The organism is Streptomyces sp. Je 1-369, from assembly GCF_026810505.1.
Classification (GTDB): Bacteria; Actinomycetota; Actinomycetes; order Streptomycetales; family Streptomycetaceae; genus Streptomyces.
In genome coordinates, this window is the sequence record NZ_CP101750.1 from 4,001,227 (window position 1) to 4,021,897 (window position 20,671).

Annotated in this window: 20 protein-coding genes; 13 read left to right on the top strand and 7 right to left on the bottom strand. The window is 72.0% G+C overall.

Translation table 11 applies throughout. From position 1 onward, the window contains the following. Nucleotides 1-695 precede the first annotated feature (695 nt). Nucleotides 696-2,777 (top strand): HelD family protein, encoded by a 2,082-nt coding sequence (locus tag NOO62_RS18095; RefSeq protein ID WP_268775675.1) that lies wholly within the window; start codon nt 696-698, stop codon nt 2,775-2,777. 3 nt (nt 2,778-2,780) lie between these two features. Here NOO62_RS18095 and NOO62_RS18100 read toward each other — a convergent pair whose 3' ends face one another. The 3 genes from NOO62_RS18100 to NOO62_RS18110 all read right to left on the bottom strand — a co-directional run bounded on the left by NOO62_RS18100 (nt 2,781) and on the right by NOO62_RS18110 (nt 6,673). After that, nucleotides 2,781-3,341 (bottom strand): DUF2165 domain-containing protein, encoded by a 561-nt coding sequence (locus NOO62_RS18100; RefSeq protein WP_268771930.1) that lies wholly within the window; start codon nt 3,339-3,341, stop codon nt 2,781-2,783. An 87-nt stretch (nt 3,342-3,428) separates the two neighbouring features. Further along, a complete protein-coding gene (locus tag NOO62_RS18105; RefSeq protein WP_268771931.1) occupies nt 3,429-4,136 on the bottom strand; it encodes a copper homeostasis protein CutC in 708 nt (235 codons plus the stop codon). 179 nt (nt 4,137-4,315) lie between these two features. Next, on the bottom strand, nt 4,316-6,673 hold the full coding sequence (locus NOO62_RS18110; protein WP_268771932.1) for a heavy metal translocating P-type ATPase: 2,358 nt from the start codon (nt 6,671-6,673) through the stop codon (nt 4,316-4,318). Nucleotides 6,674-6,847: 174 nt separating this feature from the next. Between NOO62_RS18110 and NOO62_RS18115 the strand changes: the two genes are divergently transcribed. Then, on the top strand, nt 6,848-7,831 hold the full coding sequence (locus NOO62_RS18115) for a hypothetical protein (RefSeq protein ID WP_268771933.1): 984 nt from the start codon (nt 6,848-6,850) through the stop codon (nt 7,829-7,831). A 73-nt stretch (nt 7,832-7,904) separates the two neighbouring features. Here NOO62_RS18115 and NOO62_RS18120 read toward each other — a convergent pair whose 3' ends face one another. Further along, the gene (locus tag NOO62_RS18120; RefSeq protein ID WP_268771934.1) at nt 7,905-8,582 is read right to left on the bottom strand and encodes a maleylpyruvate isomerase family mycothiol-dependent enzyme; all 678 of its coding nucleotides are present in this window, start codon (nt 8,580-8,582) and stop codon (nt 7,905-7,907) included. Between the two features lie 119 nt (nt 8,583-8,701). Here NOO62_RS18120 and NOO62_RS18125 point away from each other — a divergent pair, with 119 nt between their 5' ends. From NOO62_RS18125 to NOO62_RS18135, 3 genes are all read left to right on the top strand, one after another. Further along, nucleotides 8,702-9,346 carry a hypothetical protein gene (locus tag NOO62_RS18125; RefSeq protein WP_268771935.1) on the top strand — a complete coding sequence of 215 codons (645 nt, stop codon included), beginning with the start codon at nt 8,702-8,704 and terminating at the stop codon, nt 9,344-9,346. A gap of 26 nt (nt 9,347-9,372) precedes the next feature. Then, nucleotides 9,373-10,449, top strand: a complete 1,077-nt coding sequence (locus NOO62_RS18130; protein WP_268771936.1) for a GNAT family N-acetyltransferase — start codon at nt 9,373-9,375, stop codon at nt 10,447-10,449. Between the two features lie 98 nt (nt 10,450-10,547). Then, a complete protein-coding gene (locus NOO62_RS18135) occupies nt 10,548-11,774 on the top strand; it encodes a Cmx/CmrA family chloramphenicol efflux MFS transporter (protein WP_268775676.1) in 1,227 nt (408 codons plus the stop codon). Nucleotides 11,775-11,817: 43 nt separating this feature from the next. Here the strand turns inward: NOO62_RS18135 and NOO62_RS18140 are convergent, their stop codons facing one another. Both NOO62_RS18140 and NOO62_RS18145 read right to left on the bottom strand, forming a co-directional pair. Continuing rightward, nucleotides 11,818-12,084: a DUF4031 domain-containing protein gene (locus NOO62_RS18140; protein ID WP_268771937.1), complete on the bottom strand. Its 267-nt coding sequence runs from the start codon at nt 12,082-12,084 to the stop codon at nt 11,818-11,820. Then, nucleotides 12,081-12,437 carry a hypothetical protein gene (locus tag NOO62_RS18145; protein ID WP_150169295.1) on the bottom strand — a complete coding sequence of 119 codons (357 nt, stop codon included), beginning with the start codon at nt 12,435-12,437 and terminating at the stop codon, nt 12,081-12,083. Before NOO62_RS18145 ends, NOO62_RS18140 begins: the two co-directional genes overlap by 4 nt. A gap of 131 nt (nt 12,438-12,568) precedes the next feature. Here NOO62_RS18145 and NOO62_RS18150 point away from each other — a divergent pair, with 131 nt between their 5' ends. From NOO62_RS18150 to NOO62_RS18165, 4 genes are all read left to right on the top strand, one after another. Then, complete coding sequence (locus tag NOO62_RS18150; protein ID WP_268771938.1) at nt 12,569-13,498, top strand: MurR/RpiR family transcriptional regulator; 930 nt, start codon at nt 12,569-12,571, stop codon at nt 13,496-13,498. Nucleotides 13,499-13,546: 48 nt separating this feature from the next. Beyond that, on the top strand, nt 13,547-14,530 hold the full coding sequence (gene murQ, locus NOO62_RS18155; RefSeq protein WP_268771939.1) for an N-acetylmuramic acid 6-phosphate etherase: 984 nt from the start codon (nt 13,547-13,549) through the stop codon (nt 14,528-14,530). Nucleotides 14,531-14,575: 45 nt separating this feature from the next. Further along, nucleotides 14,576-14,710, top strand: a complete 135-nt coding sequence (locus NOO62_RS18160; RefSeq protein ID WP_268771940.1) for a hypothetical protein — start codon at nt 14,576-14,578, stop codon at nt 14,708-14,710. A gap of 159 nt (nt 14,711-14,869) precedes the next feature. Beyond that, nucleotides 14,870-15,208: a hypothetical protein gene (locus tag NOO62_RS18165; protein ID WP_268775980.1), complete on the top strand. Its 339-nt coding sequence runs from the start codon at nt 14,870-14,872 to the stop codon at nt 15,206-15,208. A 673-nt stretch (nt 15,209-15,881) separates the two neighbouring features. Here the strand turns inward: NOO62_RS18165 and NOO62_RS18180 are convergent. Further along, a complete protein-coding gene (locus tag NOO62_RS18180; protein ID WP_268771941.1) occupies nt 15,882-16,094 on the bottom strand; it encodes a hypothetical protein in 213 nt (70 codons plus the stop codon). 116 nt (nt 16,095-16,210) lie between these two features. Here NOO62_RS18180 and NOO62_RS18185 point away from each other — a divergent pair, with 116 nt between their 5' ends. The 4 genes from NOO62_RS18185 (at nt 16,211) to NOO62_RS18200 (ending at nt 20,425) form a co-directional block, all read left to right on the top strand. Further along, on the top strand, nt 16,211-17,053 hold the full coding sequence (locus tag NOO62_RS18185) for a helix-turn-helix domain-containing protein (protein WP_268771942.1): 843 nt from the start codon (nt 16,211-16,213) through the stop codon (nt 17,051-17,053). Continuing rightward, nucleotides 17,034-17,252, top strand: a complete 219-nt coding sequence (locus NOO62_RS18190; protein ID WP_268771943.1) for a DUF397 domain-containing protein — start codon at nt 17,034-17,036, stop codon at nt 17,250-17,252. Before NOO62_RS18185 ends, NOO62_RS18190 begins: the two co-directional genes overlap by 20 nt. 1,605 nt (nt 17,253-18,857) lie before the next feature. Beyond that, on the top strand, nt 18,858-19,787 hold the full coding sequence (locus NOO62_RS18195) for a hypothetical protein (protein WP_414930848.1): 930 nt from the start codon (nt 18,858-18,860) through the stop codon (nt 19,785-19,787). Nucleotides 19,788-19,843: 56 nt separating this feature from the next. After that, nucleotides 19,844-20,425 carry a Uma2 family endonuclease gene (locus NOO62_RS18200; RefSeq protein WP_268771944.1) on the top strand — a complete coding sequence of 194 codons (582 nt, stop codon included), beginning with the start codon at nt 19,844-19,846 and terminating at the stop codon, nt 20,423-20,425. Nucleotides 20,426-20,671 lie beyond the last annotated feature (246 nt).

Here is a 20,671-nt window from a genome sequence, read left to right on the forward strand (position 1 = left end):
CCGTGGCTGATCGCGCAGTTCCCCGCGCCCCCAAAAGCCCCCCGCGCCGTGGCGCTGCAACCCGCCCCCGGGCGCGGCCCCGCCGTGGCTGATCGCGCAGTTCCCCGCACCCCCAAAAGCCCCCCGCGCCGTGGCGCAACGGCCTGCCCCCGGGCGCGGCCCCGTCGTGGCTGATCGCGCAGTTCCCCGCGCCCCTAAAAACCCCCCGCGCCATGGCGCTGCAACCCGCCCCCGGGCGCGCGCCCGTCGTGGCTGATCGCGCCGTTCCCCGCGCCCCTAAAAACCCCCCGCGCCATGGCGCTGCAACCCGTCCCCGGGCGCGGGTCCGTCGTGGCTGATCGCGCCGTTCCCCGCGCCCCCAAAAGCCCCCCGCGCCGTGGCGCTGCAACCCGTTCCCGGGCGCGGGTCCGTCGTGGCTGATCGCGCCGTTCCCCGCGCCTCTAAAAACGCCCGCGCCCCCGCCCCCCATAATCCGTTGGCCCCCGCACCCACCCCCGTCCTAGGATGCTCCCTTCCCCGCCTCCCCCGCGGAGCGCTGCCGTCCGGACGGAAACCGGGCGGTCTTCTCGCCCGAGCAGCGGCAGAGCAGAGGCCCGCACACGACACCGCAGAACCGCCGGAGGCAACCCGTGCACGCCCAGCACGAGCAGCACGATCAGCACGCCCACCCCGAACCTCCCGAACCCGCCGGGCCCCTGGCCAGAGAACGTTCGCATCTCGCCGCGTCCCGGTCCGCCCTGCGCGCCATGCGTGAGGACGCCGAGGCCCTCGACATTCGTGACGTCACCGCGAACTGGGTGAACGCCGCCGTCCTGTCGCGGCAGCTCGAGGAGCGGATCAAGTCCCTTGCCGATCTTGCTCATACGCCGCTGTTCTTCGGGCGGCTCGACTACCTGCACGCACCCGGCGCCGAACAGGCCGAGGGTGCCGAAGGGGAGCAGTTCTACATCGGGCGGCGGCACGTGCACGACGCCGACGGGGACCCGATGGTCATCGACTGGCGCGCGCCCGTCTCGCAGCCGTTCTACCGGGCCTCGAAGAAGGACCCGATGGACATCGCGCTGCGCCGCCGCTTCGGGTACACGAGCGGGGACCTCACCGCGTACGAGGACGAGCACCTCAGTGACCCGGGCGAGGCCGAGCGGACCAGCAAGCTCCTCCAGCAGGAGATCGAGCGGCCGCGCGTGGGGCCGATGCGCGACATCGTCGCCACCATCCAGCCCGAGCAGGACGAGATCGTCCGGAGTGGGCTCAGCGGCAGCGTCTGCGTGCAGGGCGGGCCCGGGACCGGCAAGACCGCCGTCGGGCTGCACCGGGTCGCCTACCTGCTCTACGCGCACCGCGAGCGACTCGCCCGCACCGGCACCCTCGTCATCGGACCGAACGCCTCCTTCCTGCACTACATCGAGCAGGTCCTCCCCGCCCTCGGCGAGCTGGAGGTCAAGCAGGCCACCGTCGACGACCTCGTCGCCCACGTGGAGGTGCGCGGCACGGACGACGCCGGGGCCGCCCTCGTCAAGGGTGACGCCCGCATGGCCGAGGTGCTGCGCAACGCCGTACGGTCGCACGTCAGCCTCCCCACCGAGCCGATCATGGTGGTGCGCGGTTCGCGCCGGTGGCGGATTCCCTCGTACGAACTGGTCGAGATCGTCGAGGAGTTGCTCGCACGGGATATCCGGTACGGGGCCGCGCGCGACGCCCTGCCGCAGCGCATCGCGCACGCCGTGCTCGTCCGCATGGAGCAGGCGGGCGAGGCCCCGGACGACCGCGTGCAGGACGCCGTCGCCCGCAACGCCGCGGTGAAGGCGGCCGTGAAGGCCGTGTGGCCGGCCGTCGACCCCGCCAAGCTCGTGCTGCGGCTGCTGTCCGACGCCGGGTTCCTCGCCGCGCACGCGGAGGGGGTGCTGAGTGAGGATGAGCAGAAGGCCGTCCTTTGGGCCAAGCCCGCGCGGAGCGTGAAGTCCGCCAAGTGGTCCGCCGCGGACGCCGTCCTCATCGACGAGGCCACCGACCTCGTCGCCCGCACCCATTCCCTCGGTCACGTGGTGCTGGACGAGGCGCAGGACCTGTCCCCCATGCAGTACCGCGCGGTGGGCCGCCGCTGCACGACCGGCTCGGCGACCGTGCTGGGCGACCTCGCGCAGGGCACCACCCCGTGGGCGACCCGGAGTTGGGACGAGGCGCTGGCACACCTGGGCAAGGAGAGTGCCGTGGTAGAGGAGCTGACGGCCGGTTTCCGCGTACCGCGCGAGGTCATCGCGTACGCGTCGCGGCTGCTGCCGGACATCGCGCCCGGTCTGGCGGCGGTCGACTCGGTGCGTGAGTCGCCGGGGTCGCTCGCGGTGCGCCGGGTGGCGGGCACCGCGGACGACGCCGCGGAGGGCCTCGACGCGGGCTGCCTCGACGCGGGCGACGCGGACCGCCTCGACGCCGGCTGTCTCGACGCGTGCGCCGAGTCGCTGCGGCAGGAGGGCTCCGTCGGCCTGATCGCCGCGGACGCCCGCGTCCCCGCCCTCGCCGCCGCGCTGACGGCAGCCGGGATCACGTATCTCGACCCCGGTCAGGAGACGACGCCCGACACCCGGCTCACGCTCGTGCCCGCGTCCCTCGCGAAGGGCCTGGAGTACGACTACGTGGTGCTCGACGAACCGTCCGCCGTCGTGGCCGGTGAGCCCGACGAACGCACGGGCCTGCGCCGCCTGTATGTGGCGCTGACCCGTGCCGTGTCGGGCCTGATCGTCGTCCATGCGGCCGATCTGCCGAAGCAGTTGGCGTAAGGCTCAGGGTCTGCCCTCCTCGCGGACTGTCCCCGTCGCCGCCGGCAAGTGCGTGACGATGAGCACGATGCCCGCGAACGTGATCATGCGGATGGCCGCGTCGAGCCCGTTCCAGGCTTCCGACTGCCACATGGCGAACCATTCGCCGCCGATCCCGATGAAGCCGACTCCGAAGAGGAGAAGGATCATCATCAGGCCTATGCTGCCGGTGAGTTGGGCCCTGCGCCGCTCCGCGGGGCGGCGCAGGGCCCGCACCCACAGGACCGTCGCCGTGCCGAGGACCAGCGCCGCCAGGGTCTCCCAGGCGATGATCCCGACGTACGCCGCGTCCTGGAGGGCGGTGGACTCCACCGCGCGCCACTTCAGGCCGTTGTCCTTGAAGGTGGTGTCCATCGCGAGGACATGGCGTACGAACTGCTGGTTCGTCTCGTAGTCGGTGATGTTCCCGAACGCGACGAGCGCGATGTAGAGCGCGATCGTTCCGGTGAGCAGTGTCGCGGCCACGGGCAGCGTTCCGGCGGTGAGCATCCGCTCCGCGGGACGCGTTTTCTCTGGTGTCGGCATGAAGTCCCCTCAGTGTCGACCCAGTTCTATCGCGTCCCGCGGAGGAACGATCAAACGGGAAAGCGGAACGAGCGGGCGGGGACCCGGTCAGTCGTCGAGCGCGGCCCGCCACTGGGCGACGGCGGCGGCGGAGACGGGCGCCGACCAGCCGTCGGGGCGCGCGGCCCCGCCGATGTGGAACGCGTCGACACCGGCGGCCCGCAGCCGCGGCAGGTGGTCGAGGCGCAGCCCGCCGCCGATGAGGAGCTGCGGCTCGTACCCGGGCTCGCCGCGCCGGGCCGACTCGGCGAGCAGCGTCGGCAGGCCGTCGTCGACGCCGTCGGCGGAGCCCGCGGTGAGGTAGGTGTCAAGGCCGGGCAGGTCGGCGAGCTGCTTGCGCAGGGCGTCGCGGTCGGCGGCGCGGTCGATGGCCCGGTGGAAGGTCCAGCGGCAGCCGTCGAGGGCCTCCACCAGCGCTTCGACGGTCGGCAGGTCGGCGCCGCCCGCCTCGTCGAGGAAGCCGAGCACGAACTCGTCGGCGCCCTCGCTGCGGAGTTCGCGGGTGCGGCGCAGCAGTGCGTCGACTCCACCCCCGTCACCCGCGTCGCCCACGGAGAAACCGTCGGTCAGCCTGAGCATGACGCGCAGCGAGATGTCGACGGCGGAGCGGATCCCGGCGAAGGTCTCGCGGGACGGGGTGAGGCCGTCCGCGGCCATGTCGGTCACCAGCTCGAGGCGGTCAGCTCCGCCGGCCTGGGCGGCGACGGCGTCCTCGGCGTCGAGGGCGATCACCTCCAGGACTGCACGCTTGCTCATGGATGTCTCTTCCTTCTGCTCGCTGCTCGCGATCCCGGGCACATAGGTCTAGTCCAATTACCAGCCTACGCGCAGAACACACCGGCACACCCCGGTGCGAGCCGAGTCGCTCGCACCGGGGTGGGGGAAACGTGCGGAGAAACCGGGGGAAACCCCGTGAAGAATGCGCGGGAAGCCTGTCAGGACAGCGGCTTGAATCCCCGCAGCCTCAAGCTGTTCCCGACCACGAAGACCGACGAGAACGCCATGGCCGCGCCCGCGATCATCGGGTTGAGCAGTCCGGCGGCGGCCAGCGGCAGCGCGCCGACGTTGTAGGCGAAGGCCCAGAACAGGTTCGACCTGATCGTGCCGAGGGTGCGCCGCGAGAGCCTGATCGCGTCGGCCGCCGCCCGCAGGTCACCCCGTACGAGCGTCAGGTCGCCCGCCTCGATCGCCGCGTCCGTGCCCGTGCCCATCGCGAGCCCCAGGTCGGCCTGGGCCAGCGCGGCCGCGTCGTTGACGCCGTCGCCGACCATCGCCACGCTGCGTCCCTCCGCCTGCAGCCGCTTCACCACGTCGACCTTGTCCTGCGGCATGACCTCGGCGATCACGTCCTCCGGGGCGATGCCGACCTCCGCGGCGACCGATGCGGCGACCGCCTTGTTGTCGCCGGTCAGCAGGATCGGGGTCAGACCGAGCGCACGCAGTCGCTCGACGGCCTCGGCACTCGTGTCCTTGACCGCGTCGGCGACCTCCAGGACCGCCCGCGCCTCGCCGTCCCAGGCGACCGCGATGGCGGTACGTCCCGCCGCCTCGGCCTCGGACTTGGCGCGCGCCAGCTCGGCGGGCAGCCGGATCTCCCACTCGCCGAGCAGCTGCTCGCGGCCGACCAGCACCGCGTGCCCCTCGACGATGCCCTGCACGCCGAGCCCCGCGACGTTGACGAAGTCCTCCGGAACGGGCAGTTCGCCCACCTCGGCGGCGGCACCGGCGGCGACCGCCTGGGCGATGGGGTGCTCCGAGGCGTGCTCCAGGGCACCGGCCAGGCGCAGGACGTCGGCGACCGGGGTGCCGGGGGCGGTGTGGGTGGCGGGAGCGGTGTGGATGGCGGGAGCGGTGTGGGTGGCGAGGAGCGTCATCCTGCCGGTCGTGACGGTGCCGGTCTTGTCCAGGACGATCGTGTCGACCTTGCGGGTGGACTCCAGGACCTCCGGGCCCTTGATGAGGATGCCGAGCTGGGCGCCGCGGCCGGTGCCGACCATGAGGGCGGTCGGCGTGGCGAGGCCCAGGGCGCACGGGCAGGCGATGATCAGTACGGCGACCGCGGCGGTGAAGGCGGCGGTGAGTCCCGCCCCGTTGCCGAGCCAGAACCCGAGGGTGGCGAGCGCCAGGCCGATGACGACCGGCACGAACACCGCGGAGATCCGGTCGGCGAGGCGCTGGGCCGCGGCCTTGCCGTTCTGCGCGTCCTCGACGAGCTTGGCCATCCGGGCGAGCTGGGTGTCGGCGCCGACGCGGGTGGCCTCGACGACGAGCCGCCCGCCGACGTTGAGCGTGGCACCGGTGACCGGTTCGTCCACGCCCACTTCCACGGGTACGGACTCGCCGGTGAGCATGGAGGCGTCCACGGCCGAGGTGCCCTCGACGACCCTGCCGTCCGTGGCGATCTTCTCGCCGGGCCGCACCAGGAACCGGTCACCGACCCGCAGCTCGCCGACCGGGACCGTCTCTTCACGCACGCCCTCAGGTCCGCCCTCCCGTCCGCCCTCCCGCAGCACGGTGACGTCCTTCGCCCCGAGCTGGAGCAGCGCCTTGAGGGCGGCGCCCGCCTTCCGCTTCGACCGGGCCTCGAAGTAGCGCCCGGCGAGGATGAACGCGGTGACGCCGGCCGCGGCCTCCAGGTAGATGTTCCCGGCACCGTCGCTGCGGGCGATGGTCAGCTCGAAGGGGTGCGTCATGCCGGGCGTGCCCGCGGTGCCGAAGAACAGCGCCCACAGGGACCAGAGGAACGCCGCCGACGTACCGACGGAGATCAGCGTGTCCATCGTCGCCGCGCCGTGCCGCGCGTTGGTGAACGCCGCCTTGTGGAAGGGCCAGGCCGCGTATGTCACGACGGGTGCGGCGAGGGTGAGCGACAGCCACTGCCAGTACTCGAACTGGAGCGCCGGGGCCATCGCCATCGCGATGACCGGCACGGAGAGGAGGACGGCGGCGGTCAGGCGCCGGCGCAGGGGCCGCAGCGCGTCGCCGTCTTCGTCGGCGCCCTCGTCCCTGCCGCCGTCGACCGAGCTCCCTGTCGGCGCGGGGGCGGGTTCCTGTGCGGTGTAGCCGGTGGCTTCGACGGTGGCGATGAGGTCCCCCACGGAGACGTCGTCGCCGCGGTAGGTGACCTTGGCCTTCTCGGTGGCGTAGTTGACGGTCGCCTCGACGCCGTCCATGCGGTTGAGCTTCTTCTCGATGCGGGCGGCGCAGGAGGCGCAGGTCATGCCACCGATGGCGAGTTCGACCTCGGCGGCGGAGGCGGCCGCCGCGGCGGCACCGGGGGTGGTGGTGGCCATGTCTGGGTCTCCTGTACGGGTGGGGCGCCGATACCCGGCCCGGGTATCGCTGACGGAATCCATGTATACCCCTAGGGGGTACCGTCCGCAAGCAGAACTTCCGTCTTGACTTAATACCCCCCAGGGGTATCTTCGTCATGTCGCATACCGCACCGGAACCCCGGAGGAGCCGTCATGAACACCGGCCTGAAGATCACCGCATTCGCCGCCGCAGTCGCCGCGACCTTCGGCACCGCGTACGGCGTCGGCACGGGCGTGGACCCGGTCACGGACAGGGGCAGGGACAGTGACAGGACGTCGACGGCCCGGCACGGGGAACACGAGGACACGAGGGAGGAGACGGAGAAGGAGAAGGCGGGACACACTCCCGGCGGCCTACAGATCTCCGACCGCGGCTACACGCTGAAGCTCGCGGACGCCCACATCGCGGCGGACAGGAAACAACAGCTCCGCTTCACCGTCGTCGAGGACGCGACGGGCCGGAACGTCACCGCGTACGCGAAGGAGCACGACAAGGAGCTGCACCTCATCGTCGCCTCGCGCGACCTGACGACCTACCGCCACCTCCACCCGACGCGCGCGGCGGACGGCACCTGGTCGACCGACGTCCGGCTCCCCGAGGCGGGCGGCTACCGCGTCTTCGCCGACTTCCGCCCCGAGGGCGCGAAGGAGGGCCTGACGCTGGGCGCGGACCTCGGCGTGGCGGGGACGTACGAACCGCGCACCCTGCCCGCGCACAGCACGACCACGAAGGTCGACGGCTACGACGTCACGCTGAAGGGCGACCTGAAGACGGGCGCGGGCGGCGACCTCACGCTGAGCGTGGCGAAGAACGGCAGGCCGGTGACCGATCTCCAGCCCTACCTGGGGGCGTACGGCCACTTGGTGGCGCTGCGCTCGGGCGACCTCGCCTACCTCCACGTACACCCGAACGGCACGCCGGGCGACGGGAAGACGGAGGCGGGCCCCGGCATCTCGTTCGGCACGGCGGCGCCGAGCAAGGGCGCGTACCGCCTGTTCCTGGACTTCAAGCACGGGGGCGAGGTCCGCACGGCGGCGTTCACGGTGTACGCGGGCGGGGCGGAGGGGAAGGGGGGCGGCGCGGCGGAGAAGGGGGACGGCGCGGCGGAGGAGAAGGGCGGCGGCCACGAACACTGACCGTGACACTGACCACCGAAGGCCCCCCAATTACCGCCGCCCCCTCCGCCTCCTCCCCTCCCCCGCCTCCCCCTCAACCGAACAACGCCAACTCCTTCTCCGTGGCGCCCGCCAACTCGTACCGCGTACCGGCCAGCGGGCGTCCCGCGCACAGCCGGATCAGCGTCGGGGCGTCCCCGATGTAGCGGGCGGGCGGCCGCGTGCCGTCGGCGACGCCCAGGATCAGCGGCTCGTCCCTGCCGTCGAGGTCCGCGTGCAGCGGCAGCGGCGACGCGGCATGCGCCGACCTGCTGAACTGTCCGAGCAGCGCCAGCGCGTCGTCGAGCCCGTCACCCCCGTACGCGCCCGGCTTCCCCCACGCCTCGCGTACGTCACCGGCGTGCACCCACTCGCCCAGCGCGACGCCGTCCAGGTACCCCTTGGCGGCGGCGAGGACGGGCCCGGCCTCCGTCATGGCGTGCTCCAGCTCGTCCACGACACGCGAGTGGGACCAGTCGGCGCGCTCCGCTATGTCACGGTCATTGCACTCGGGCGAGTACACGCCCTCCTCGAAGCGGCCCTCCACGACCCGCATCAGCGCCGAGCCGCAATGGGCGAGGACGTGCCGCACGGTCCAGCCCGGACAGCAGGTGCGGATCGCGTACGCGTCGTCGGGAGCGGCCCGCAACAGCGGTACGAGGGCGTCGCGTTCGGCACGCAGGAGTCGTCCTGCCCGCTCGGGTTCGTATGTGTTCTCGTCAGTGGTGGTCATGGCGGCAGCCAACCGCGTACGGCCGCGCATGGCAACGGCGAAACCGTGCGGCGGGGGCCTTCGGACTGGGGCCGGGGCCTCCGGGCCAGGGCCGGGGCCTTCGGGCTAGGGTCGGCTCCATGGCCGACGACAAGGACCTGCACGCCCGCTGGGCCGCGACTCTGCTCCGCGCGAGCGGAGGCACGTCCGGCACCGACCCCGCCGCTTACGCGGAGCGCCTCCTCGCCCGCTGGGCCGAGCCGCAGCGCCGCTACCACACCACCGATCACCTGGCGGCGGTCCTTGACCACATCGACGTACTGGAAGAGCACGCCGAGGACCCCGAACTCGTCCGCCTGGCCGCGTGGTTCCACGACGCGGTGTACGCCCCCGAGCGCTCCGAGAACGAGGAGCGCTCCGCCCGCCTGGCCGAACGCGCACTGCCCGAGGCGGGCCTGACGGAGGAGCGGACGGCGGAGGTCGCCCGCCTGGTCCGGCTCACCGTCACGCACGACCCCGCCGAGGGCGACACCAACGGCGAGACGCTGTGCGACGCCGACCTGGCGATCCTGGCGGCGCCCTCGGACGCGTACGCGGCGTACGCGGCGGCGGTCCGCGAGGAGTACGCGTTCGTGCCGGACGAGGCGTTCCGGCAGGGCAGGGCGGAGGTCCTGCGGCAGCTCATGGCGCTGCCCCGCCTGTTCCGCACCCCGTACGGGATGTCGAACTGGGAGACCCCGGCGCGCGAGAACCTGGCGACGGAACTAAAACTCCTGTCGCCCTGACCAACCTCGTACGTACGCTCTCCCCCATGGTGCACATGGGTGGGGACCAGATCGACGAGGCCGTCGCGCACGCGACCGCGGTGCTGCGCGCGGCGGTGGACCGCGACTGGAGCGCGAAGGCGGGCGGGCTCGACTGGAGCGGCCTGAAGACCTCCGAACACATCGCGGGCGTACTCGCCGCGTACGCGTGCCAGCTGACGGGCCGCGCCACCGACGGCTGGGTGCCCTTCGACACCGCACTCGACAAAGGCACGGGCCCCGAGGGCGCGATCCACGCGATCGAGGCGGCCGGCGGCCTGCTGTCCGCGGTGGTCCGCACGACACCGCGCGGCGTCCGCGCCTACCACTCCTACCCGTCGGGCGGCGCGGACGCGTCGGGCTTCGCGGCGATGGGCGTGACGGAGCTGCTGCTCCACACGTACGACATCGCCCACGCGCTGGGCGTGGACACGGAGCCGCCCGCCCCCCTCCCCGAGGCGGTCCTGTCCCACCTCTTCCCGCACGTCCCGCCGACGCCCGCGGGCGGCACGCCGTGGACGACCCTGCTGTGGGCCACGGGCCGCGGCGACCTGCCGGGCCGCGCCCGGGTCACGCGGTGGCGCTGGCACAACCCGCACGCCCTGCCCGCGGGCGAGCTCTCCCTCCGCGAGGTCACCCCCGCGGCGGCGGCGGACCTCGCCGAGGGCGGCACGGGTGGTCTCACGTGGCTCGGCGGCGCGCCCTTCGGAGGTACGCAGGCGGCCGCGGGCCTGCTGTTCAAGGCGTACGTCGCCGGGGTGCACCGTCCCGGATGGGGCCTGTACGCCCTGGTCCGCACCGCGGACGAGGTGGCCGTCGGCGGCATGGGCTTCCACGGGCCGCCGGACGACGACGGATGCGTGGAGGTCGGCTACGACCTGGTGGAGTGGGCCCGCGGCAACGGTTACGCGACGACGGCCCTCCGCGCGCTCTCCACCTGGGCCTTCACCCACCCCGAGGTGACGTCCCTGCTGGCCCTGACGACCCCCGAGAACACGGCGTCCCAGCGGGTGGCCACGGCAGCGGGCTACACCCGCCTCCCGGACCGCACACCGCACCACGCGTACGGCCTGCGCCGGGCCTGACCGGCGTCCGGCCGCCGGGAATGACAGCTGCTACGCATACGTTCACTCCTGTTATGCCGAACTCCGTCCCCCCACCCAAGCCCGGCGCAGCCGCCCGCATGCCCGTCGCCGTCTACATGCTCGGCCTGGCCGTCTTCGCACTGGGCACCAGTGAGTTCATGCTCTCCGGGCTCCTGCCGCCCATCGCCGACGACATGAACGTCTCCATCCCCCGCGCCGGTCTCCTCATCTCCGCCTTCGCCATCGGCATGGTCATCGGCGCCCCCCTCCTCGCCGTGGCGACCCTCCGCCTCCCCCGCCGCACCACGCTCATCACCCTCATCACGGTCTTCGGCCTGGGCCAGGTCGCAGGCGCCCTCGCACCCACCTACGAGATTCTCTTCGCGTCCCGCGTCATCAGCGCCCTCGCCTGCGCCGGGTTCTGGGCGGTCGGCGCGGCCGTCGCCATCGCGATGGTCGAGTTCAACCAGCGGGCCCGCGCCATGGCGGTCATGATCGGCGGCCTGTCCATAGCGAACGTGCTCGGCGTCCCCGTGGGCGCGTTCCTCGGCGAGAACCTGGGCTGGCGCTCCGCGTTCTGGGCGGTGGGCGCCGCGTCCGCCGTAGCACTCGTCGGTGTCCTCACCCTCATCCCCCGCATCCCGCTCCCCGCCGAGAAGCCCCAGCTGAAGAAGGAACTGTCGATCTACGCGGACCGCCAGGTCTGGCTGTCGATCGCGATCACCGCCCTCGCCGCGGGCGGCGTCTTCTGCGCGTTCTCGTACCTCTCCCCGCTCCTCACGGACGTGTCCGGCCTCTCCGAGAGCTGGGTCCCTTCGGTCCTCGGCCTCTTCGGCGTCGGCGCCCTCGTCGGCACGACCATCGGCGGCCGCGTGGCGGACGCCCACCTGTTCGGCGTCCTCCTGACCGGCATCGCCGCGTCCACGGTCTTCCTGATCTCCCTGGCCCTGTTCGCCGCGACCCCCGCCGCCGCGATCACGCTCTCGTTCCTGCTCGGCGTCTCCGCGTTCTACACGGCCCCGGCGCTCAACGCCCGCATGTTCAACGTCGCGGGCGCCGCCCCCACCCTGGCGGGCGCGACCACGACGGCGGCGTTCAACCTCGGCAACACGGGCGGCCCCTGGCTGGGCGGCACGGTGATCGACCTGAAGCTCGGCTACGGGGCGACGGCGTGGGCGGGAGCGGCGATGACGGCGACGGCGATCGCGGCGGTAGCGGTCTCCCTGCGCCTGCACCGCGGCAACCCCACTCGCGTGGTCACGTCGTCCGCGGCAACCTCCCCCACCCCCGCCGAGGACGACACCAGAAGCCCCTCCTGGAACTGAACGGGCGCCCGGCGTTCACCCCTGGGCGCCCGGCGTTCGCCCCTTAAGCCGGCCGCCCCTTGGGCCGCCGCAACCCCGCCCCCGTAAGCCTCCGCACCAGCTCCTTCGAGCCGATCTCCACCGCGCCCGCCCGCACCGCGTCCGCGTACCGTTCCGCGGGCACGTCGTAGTGATCGCGCTCGAAGGCACGCGGCGGGCAGCCCACCGCGGCCGCGAACGCGTGCAGCTCCTCGAAGGAGACGTCGCTGACCAGGTGGGACCACATGCGGCCGTGCCCCGGCCACGTGGGCGGGTCTATGTAGACGGTCACGTCAGACCCCCGACCGGCGCCACCACCACGCCCGCCTTCCCGCACACCCAGTGCGGATCGGGCCCCAGCTCCGGTTCCACGTCCAGCGCGTGCGGGTCGCCCGAGCCGCAGACCGGGCACAGCGGCCACCGCCCGTACCGCTCCAGGAGCGCGTCCTGCACGTCCTGGGCGACGAGACCGGCGACGTACTCGATGCCCTCGGGCCACTGCTCGACCCACCAGCGGCGGTGCGCCACCGATTCCTCGACGAGCGAGACGACCTCGGCCTGGGCGACCTCTCGGGCCACCAGGTCGGCGAGGACAAGGGCGCGAGCGGCGTGCAACGCCTGCTCCAGGGGGTCGATCGTGTCCATGCAGCCATTGTCGCCCCGTACGCACCGCGAAGAAAAAGCCGCAGCGGGCCCCCGAAGATGACCGAGGTCCCGCCCGAGCTCAGGACCAACGGGGTCTTGACCGGCCACCAGTCCGAAAATATCTTTCAAAGGTGACCCATGATGTGAAGGAAATTTTCGCGGACGCCGCGCCCCCCGCCCCCGCCGCCCTCGCGGCCAAGGTGCGGACGCTCGCGCCGTCGATGACCCGCTCCATGCAGCGGGTCGCCGAGGCCGTCGCCGGCGACCCCGCGGGATGCGCCGCCCTCACGGTCACCGGACTCGCCGAGCTCACCGGCACCAGCGAGGCGACCGTCGTGCGCACCGCCCGCCTCCTCGGCTACCCCGGCTACCGCGACCTGCGCCTCGCCCTGGCCGGCCTCGCCGCCCAGCAGCAGTCGGGCCGCGCCCCCGCCGTCACCGCGGACATCGCCGTCGACGACCCGATCGCGGACGTCGTCGCGAAGCTGGCCTACGACGAGCAGCAGACCCTCGCCGACACCGCCGCGGGCCTCGACACCGTGCAGCTCGGCGCCGCCGTCGCCGCGCTCGCCACCGCCCGCCGCGTGGAGATCTACGGCGTCGCCGCCTCGGGCCTCGTCGCCCAGGACCTCGCCCAGAAGCTGCTCCGCATCGGGCACATCGCGCACGCGCACTCCGACCCGCACCTCGCCGTCACCAACGCCGTGACACTGCGCGCCAAGGACGTGGCGATCGCGATCACCCACTCCGGTTCGACCGGCGACGTCATCGAACCCCTCCGCGTCGCCTTCGAGCACGGCGCCACGACCATCGCGATCACCGGTCGCCCCGGCGCGGCGGTCTCCCAGTACGCCGATCACATACTGACCACCTCCACGGCCCGCGAGAGCGAGCTCCGCCCCGCCGCGATGTCGTCCCGTACGAGTCAACTCCTCGTCGTGGACTGCCTGTTCGTGGGCGTGGCGCAGCGGACGTACGAGACGGCGGCCCCCGCGCTCGCCGCGTCCTACGAAGCACTCGCGCACCGCCACCGCCCACGCGGCGGCGCAGCCAGTCGCTGACCCCTCCCACCCCGACCACCCCCCGCACACGAAAGAGCCGCAGACGCCATGACCTCGACCACCGACGCGACCGGCACGAGCGGCGCGAGCGAGCCGCGCGACACCTACGGAGAGCTCCGCGCCCAGCTCGCCACCCTCACCACCGAGGCGTTCCGGCCCGAGCTCTCCGAGATCGACCGGCTGCCCACCGAGAAGATCGCGAAGATCATGAACGGCGAGGACGCCTCCGTGGCCACCGCGGTCGCGGAGCAGCTCTCCGCCATCGCCGCCGCCATCGACGGCACCGCCGAGCGCATGGCCCGCGGCGGCCGGCTGATCTACGCGGGCGCGGGCACGGCGGGACGCCTCGGCGTGCTCGACGCGTCCGAGTGCCCGCCCACGTTCAACACCGACCCGGGTGACGTCGTCGGGCTCATCGCGGGCGGGCCGAGCGCCATGGTCAAGGCGGTCGAGGGCGCGGAGGACAGCAAGGAGCTCGCCGCCGAGGACCTGGAGGGCCTGAACCTCACCGAGGACGACGTCGTCGTAGGCATCTCCGCGTCGGGCCGCACCCCCTACGCGATCGGCGCCGTCGAGTACGCCCGCTCCCACTACGGCGCGCTCACCATCGGCCTCTCCTGCAACGCGGACAGCGCGCTGGCCGCCGCGGCCGAACACGGCATCGAGGTCGTCGTAGGCCCCGAGCTCCTCACCGGCTCCACCCGCCTCAAGGCGGGCACGGCCCAGAAGCTCGTCCTCAACATGCTGTCGACGATCACGATGATCCGCCTCGGCAAGACGTACGGAAACCTGATGGTGGACGTGCGCGCGTCCAACGAGAAGCTGCGGGCCCGCTCCCGCCGCATCGTCGCCCTCGCCACCGGCGCGTCCGACGAGGAGATCGAGGCGGCTCTCACCGCCACCGACGGGGAGGTGAAGAACGCCATCCTCACCATCCTCGGCGGCGTCGACGGCCCCACGGCCGCCACCCTCCTCACCACCTCCGCCGGCCACCTCCGCACAGCCCTCGACAACGCCCGCACCACGGACTAGAAGCCATTCGATGGGGCCCGAGGTCCGCGCCCGGCCCGCCGCATCGTGCTCCTCACGGTCTCCCGCAAGACCCGCATCCACGACAAGGACCAGGTCGACCGTGCGGTGAGGGCCCGCGAGGCATGCGCCCTGGACGCCAACCACGAGCAGGCCACCTTCACCGCCCTCCCGGCGGCTTGACCCGCCTCGCAGCGGTCCGGCGCTCACCCACACGGCCGTAGGAAATTCGTTTCTGCACACTTCTTGCGGGTGGTTTTGAGTGACGCATACAGGGAAGTCCATCAGGTTGCCGTCATGCTTCGGGGGCCCTAGCCCCCGGCAAGAAACGGAACTCACCTCATGCGTCTACGTCACACCATCGGCGCAGCCCTCGGCGCCCTCGTTCTCCTCACGGCCGTGCCCAACTCGGCCGCCGCGGCCGACGGCCACGCCCTCTACGCGTGGGGCGACCCCGCGAACCCGCAGAGCACAAAGCTGGAAGACCCCGACTCGGAGGTGTGTCTTGAGGTCGCCGAAGTCGAATCCGGGAAGAGCAAGGACGCCTGGAAGTTCAAGAACTGGACCGCATCGAAGGTGATGCTCTTCTCGGAGGACGAGTGCACAGGCACCCGCACGGACGTAGGCGTGGGCGGGGAGGCCGACCCCAACGTCAAGTTCCGTTCCCTGTACTTCTCCTGACCTGACGGACAGGGCGGCGCTCCGCACGGGTGCGGTACGGCCCGTGCGGAGCGCCGTTCGCGCGTCAGGCCCCGCTGCCTCAGTCAGCCCGGGAAGCCCGCCGTGTCGACGGACGACGAGCAGCGCCTCCGCCGCGTCCACGGCCTCGCGCGGGGCGAGTACGAGGGCCGGGACGTACAGCTTGCCCAGGGGGGCGATGTGGAGGCCGAGGGTCTGGTAGACCCCCAGCTCATCCGGAGCCGATCGGTAGAGAACCCTCTGCAGGGCATCAGCTATACCGCTGTGATGCCGGTCCGGCGGCGGCCTCAGGACCACCTTCCCCTCATCGATCTCGGCCTGCCGGCCCTCCGGCACGTGCAGCTCCCGCCACGCCTTGAGCAGGATGTCCCACGTCGTGTCGCGCTCGACGCCCGGTGCCACGCGTCACCGACTCGCCGACCCGCTCACCAGGGCCGCGCCTGCACCTGCCGGTTCAGTTGCTTCACCTTCGCCCGGAGCACCTCACCTGGCTCCGCGTCACCGACCGCCGCCGGCGGACAGTCCCACTCCCTGCCCCCGCCGATCGGTCTGAGCTGCACTAGTCCCCCCTCACAGCCCATCACCTCCCCCACACTCCCGTCCCGGTAGTCGACGGCGTACGTCCCCGTATCCGGCACCCGCGGATCCTCCCCGTTCACCGCGCCTCCTCCAGCACGGCGGCCAGCCGCAGCGCGGTGTCCAGGTTGCAGCGCCCCAGCTCCACGAGAGGCAACGCCCCCTCGGCCGCCGCGGTCAGCGGGTCGATCCGCAGCGAGGGCAACGTGACCCCCACCTCCGCGAGCCCCGCCTTCAACTGCCGTACGGCTTCCTCCGCCGCCCGCACCCGTTCCTCCGCCGTCAGCGCCATGACCTCCGCCTTTCACACTGAGTGTTCTCGTTCCATCACCCAGAGTGTCCAACTGTGCGTAGGCTGAAAAGTGCAGGCGTCCCAACAACGCTCCGTGTTCAGTGGAGGAGTTGCCCATGACCCGCCCCAAGGACCTCGACCCCTCGTCGAACCCCAGAGCCCTCCTGGGCTGCGAACTCCGCCACGCGCGCGAGCGGGCGGGCCTCTCCCAGGAGGCGCTGGGGGCGCCCCTCTTCGTCAGCGGCTCATTTATCGGCCAACTGGAGGCGGGGACGCGGCGGATGCACTTGGAGTACGCGGTGCACTTCGATGAGGTGCTGGGGACGGGGGGCTTTTTCGCCCGTAACTGCGGTGCGCTGGCCAAGTCCAAGTACCCGGACCACTTCGCGGAGGCGGCGGAGGCGGAAGCGGTGGCGACGACGATCAGGCACTACCTGCCGCTGCTGGTCCCCGGCCTGATCCAGACGCCGGCATACTCCGCCGCCCTGTTCCGGTCCTACCGGCCGATGGCCACGGACGAGCAGATCTCGGAGCTGGTGGCGACCCGCATGGACCGTGGATGCCTCATGGACAATCCAACAACCCCGTTGTTGTGGGTGATTCTGGACGAGGCCGCGCTCCGGCGCCCAGTCGGTGGGCCCGCGACCATGGCGGAGGCCCTGCGCCATGTAGCCGATCTGGCTCGCCGACACCGCATCATCATGCAGGTACTGCCGTTCAGCGCCGGAGCACACGCCGGGATGGGCGGTTCCTTGAAGCTCATGGAGTTCGCGGACGCCCCGCCTCTCTGCTTCATCGAAGGGCTGGACACAGGAAGGCTGATCGACGACCCGGCGACAGTCGCCCGTCACTCCATGACGTTCAATCTCCTGCAAGCGTTGGGTCTTCCACCCCAAGGCTCCCTGGCCCTAGTCGATTCGATGGCGCACGATTACGCCCATGAGGAACAGCATCCCTAAGTACGACCTGAGCGTGACCGTTTGGCGCAAGTCCAGCCACAGCGCCGGAGATGGCGGCGACTGCCTGGAGGTCGCCGACGGGCACCCCGGGAGTCCCGACTTCATCCCCGTCCGAGACTCCAAGAACCCCGAAGGCCCGAACCTCGTGTTCCGAGCCGCAACGTGGTCCACGTTCATCACCAACATCAAGCACGACTGACGAGGCACCGGAACCGGGGTCACTGACAGGCAAGTTGGACTGACCCTGCACCTTTGATGGTCACCGGGGCCGCCCGGTTTTTAGCGGATTGTGGCGCCTCCAGGCCGCCAGTAAAGGGCGCTCCCTACGGTCGCGTCGGCTGCGCCGATTCCGCTGCGCTCCACCCTTGACTGCCGCCCCTCCACCGCAGTTGAACGTTAACCCGGACGGCCAGGGGTGGGGGCTGCGGGGGCGGTTGGGTGGGTCACTCTCTTTCGCTGCCGGGTGCGGCCCGGTCCAACGTGGCCGACCGCCCCGGTGGCGGCGCCGCCAGCCGCGCGGCCTCGCCGGTCGGGTCATCCGCTCTCGCGGCCGGGTGCGGACCGGCCCAACGTGAGTCGTCCTCAGGGTTTGGGGCGGGTCATCGGCTCTCGTTGCAGGGTGCGGACCGGTCCAACGTGAGTCGCCCTCACCGTCGCCGTCATGGTCGGGGGTGAGGTCGGTACGGTGTGCGCGGGGTGACCACCCCGGGCAGACCGAAGCGCCGCCGCCCCCGGCCCCGGCCCCCTCCGGCACCTACTTTGGGAAAGTTGCGAACCGACCCGGCGCACGCCCCCCACCCACACCCCACACGCCCCCACCCACGTCACCGATCTCGCGCATCCGGCGCGGCAGAGAGGACATGCCGGGGGGCGCATCGGCATCTGCCGGGGGGGCGCGCGGCGAAGGCATTCGCAACTTTCCCAAAGTAGGTGCCGGAGAGGGGGCGGCCCGACCCGACCGCCACCCCTCCCGCGCACCCCGCACGCCGCACGCCGTCACCCAGAGCACTGCTCTCACGCAGCCGAGTCAGCAATCCCACCCGACAGGGGGCGCATTCGGTCTGCCGAGGGGGCGCGCGGCCAGCCGATTCGCAACTTTCCCAAAGTAGGTGCCGGAGGGGACGGCCCCGGGCAGCCCTTCGGCAGACCGACCACCACTCCCACCCACGTTGGGCCGGTCCGCACCATGCAACGAAAGCCGATGACCCGACCCAGACCGTGACGGCGCCTCACGTTGGGCCGGGCCGCACCCGGCAACGCGAGCAGATGACCCGAGCAGCGCAGCCGCACGCATGCGGTGAGGACGCCTCACGTTGAGCCGGGCCGCACCCGGCAGCGAAAGCCGATGACCCATCCAGAGAGGTCCGCCGCCTCACCCCTGGCCGTCCGGGTCAACGTTCAACTGCGGTGCAGGGGCGGGAGTCAAGGGTGGAGCGGAGCGGAATCGGCGCAGCCGACGCGCAGCGCAGCGGAGCGCCCTTTACTCCCGACCCGGAACCGCCACACTCCGCAAAACCCCGGGCGGCCCCGGTGACCGACGAAGACACCGGCCCACCGAAGACGCCGCCCCCGCACCCACCCCGACGCTCAAGCCGCGATCACCGAGCCCCCTTTCAGTGGAAAGGGAGGCGGGCCTCAACCCACCCACCCTCCCCGAGAGTTGACCGGCCAAACACTTTTCGCGTTCGACTTGCCACGCAGCGTGACAACCGCTTAGCGTGCCCGCATAACGAACAACCCCCGCCCGGTGCTGGAACACCTGCGGGGGTTTAACCATCACGATCGAAAGAACAAGTTCCGATCCATGGCTGACGCCAAGCTTAGTGCCGCCTTCCTGCCCGCGCACGCGACCCCACACGCGGACCCCCACCCGATGGCCAACCCGGGTTACGGGAAACGCTCCACCCCGGCCCAACTCCCCCGGACGAACGACGACTTCCTCCACCTGCCGCCCCGCGAGGCGTCCATCGCCGCGTACCTCGACCGGCTGCCCGAGGGCACGGACATCTCCGTGAAGACACTGGCCAAGTACCTCCCGTACGGGCAGTGCGCCCTCCGTACGGCCCTCAACAGGATCCAGGAAGCCGGGCACTTGAGGCGCGGCAGGGAACACCTGAGCGGCAGCGGCAGCGCCCGCTGGATCACCCGAACGTGGTTCTCCCGCACCGCGCGGGACGAGGCCTGGTGGACGGCGTTCACACGGGGCGACGTACCGGAGGGAGAAGGATCGGAGGAACCGGGGTCAGAAGTAGCGGGGCCAGGGGAAGCGGGACCGGACAGGCACCGGCCCCCCACCCGCAGCCGCGCGTTCGTCCTGCTCGCGGCCCTCGGCCGAACGGCCCCCGCGCTGTCCCTCTCGTACGGCGACTGCGTACGTCTTGAACCGCAGGTCAGGGAGTGGTTCGCGCGCGGCGCCGCCGAGGCGGACATCCTGCGTGCGCTGACCTGCGGGCTGCCGAGCCCCGTCCACAGCCCGGCGGCCCTGGTCCGCAGCCGCCTCACGACGAAACTGCCACCGGAGCCCATCGCCCTCCCCACGCTCCGCGTCCTGGAGTGCGGCACCTGCGGGGCTCCCGGCCGCCCGGAGGTCCTGCCCGGCGGAGTGTGCGGCCCCTGCCGGGGCGGGCCCGGACACCGGCGCCACCCCTCAGCGCTGCCATCGGCCCGGGTCCACGCGCATGCTGCCACCGCCCGCGCAGCGGCATCCCGCTCACAGGAGAGGACACAGCCATGAGCGTGCGGCTCACTCGCACCAGAAGCGGGGCACGATGTAGGGGAGGAGGCGACGCCATGACCCCCAGCATCGAAGAGCACGCCCAGATGACCGTCGAGGAGTTCGAGCATCTGGAGAAGCATGCTCCCGACGCGGTGAAGCTCGAATTCATCCGAGGAAAGCTGAAGGTCAAGCCGATGCCGGACCAGCGCCACAGGGCCATCGTCATGTGGCTGCTGACCCAGTGCATGCAGCAGCGCCCCGAACTGCTGCTGTACCCCGAACAGGATCTGAAGGTGGAGGCGTACCGGAACGGCAGGGCCTACGCGGACGGTGCCCTCGCACCGGTCGACCACTTCGTGGGCCAGGAAGGCATGTGGGCCGACACCGAGGGCGTTCTGATGGTCGTCGGGGTCACCTCGAAGGACTCGGACACTCACCTCCGTGACCGCGTGGAGAAGCACGACGGCTACGCGGCGGCGGACGTCCCCGTCTACCTGCTCGTCGACCGCGACAAGGGCGCACTCGTCGTCTTCAGCGAACCCATGAACGGGGCGTACCAGCGCTGCCCGACCTACCCCTTCGGGGACACCGTCCGGCTGCCCGAGCCGGTGAACATCACCTTGGCCACCGAGAAGCTCAAGGACTACGCCGACTGACGCGCGTCGTCTTCGCGACATACTTTCCCCGCCGGGCGGGCAGCAGAAGCCCCCCGTCCCGCCCCCACGTGGCCGACACACCACCGCTCCGCCGCCGCCCCCGCCCCGTACCGCCCGGTCACCCCCGGCCGACAGCCCCGCCCCTGCCCGCGCCCCGCACGGGAACGGCCGAACGCGTGCTGTCCGAAAGGCCGCTGGGGCCCCACCCCCGATCACGGGCCGTGCCGATGATGGCACCCCACGTCA

What these genes read in the sequence shown, in the direction of transcription:
- NOO62_RS18145 (WP_150169295.1), bottom strand. Translation starts at nt 12,437, where the DNA reads ATGGACACGATCGACCCCCTGGAGCAGGCGTTGCACGCCGCTCGCGCC.
- NOO62_RS18100 (WP_268771930.1), bottom strand. Translation starts at nt 3,341, where the DNA reads ATGCCGACACCAGAGAAAACGCGTCCCGCGGAGCGGATGCTCACCGCC.
- NOO62_RS18130 (WP_268771936.1), top strand. Translation starts at nt 9,373, where the DNA reads ATGGTGCACATGGGTGGGGACCAGATCGACGAGGCCGTCGCGCACGCG.
- NOO62_RS18110 (WP_268771932.1), bottom strand. Translation starts at nt 6,673, where the DNA reads ATGGCCACCACCACCCCCGGTGCCGCCGCGGCGGCCGCCTCCGCCGCC.
- NOO62_RS18135 (WP_268775676.1), top strand. Translation starts at nt 10,548, where the DNA reads ATGCCCGTCGCCGTCTACATGCTCGGCCTGGCCGTCTTCGCACTGGGC.
- NOO62_RS18115 (WP_268771933.1), top strand. Translation starts at nt 6,848, where the DNA reads ATGAACACCGGCCTGAAGATCACCGCATTCGCCGCCGCAGTCGCCGCG.
- murQ (WP_268771939.1), top strand. Translation starts at nt 13,547, where the DNA reads ATGACCTCGACCACCGACGCGACCGGCACGAGCGGCGCGAGCGAGCCG.
- NOO62_RS18200 (WP_268771944.1), top strand. Translation starts at nt 19,844, where the DNA reads ATGACCCCCAGCATCGAAGAGCACGCCCAGATGACCGTCGAGGAGTTC.
- NOO62_RS18120 (WP_268771934.1), bottom strand. Translation starts at nt 8,582, where the DNA reads ATGACCACCACTGACGAGAACACATACGAACCCGAGCGGGCAGGACGA.
- NOO62_RS18195 (WP_414930848.1), top strand. Translation starts at nt 18,858, where the DNA reads ATGGCTGACGCCAAGCTTAGTGCCGCCTTCCTGCCCGCGCACGCGACC.
- NOO62_RS18125 (WP_268771935.1), top strand. Translation starts at nt 8,702, where the DNA reads ATGGCCGACGACAAGGACCTGCACGCCCGCTGGGCCGCGACTCTGCTC.
- NOO62_RS18165 (WP_268775980.1), top strand. Translation starts at nt 14,870, where the DNA reads ATGCGTCTACGTCACACCATCGGCGCAGCCCTCGGCGCCCTCGTTCTC.
- NOO62_RS18190 (WP_268771943.1), top strand. Translation starts at nt 17,034, where the DNA reads ATGAGGAACAGCATCCCTAAGTACGACCTGAGCGTGACCGTTTGGCGC.
- NOO62_RS18105 (WP_268771931.1), bottom strand. Translation starts at nt 4,136, where the DNA reads ATGAGCAAGCGTGCAGTCCTGGAGGTGATCGCCCTCGACGCCGAGGAC.
- NOO62_RS18180 (WP_268771941.1), bottom strand. Translation starts at nt 16,094, where the DNA reads ATGGCGCTGACGGCGGAGGAACGGGTGCGGGCGGCGGAGGAAGCCGTA.
- NOO62_RS18185 (WP_268771942.1), top strand. Translation starts at nt 16,211, where the DNA reads ATGACCCGCCCCAAGGACCTCGACCCCTCGTCGAACCCCAGAGCCCTC.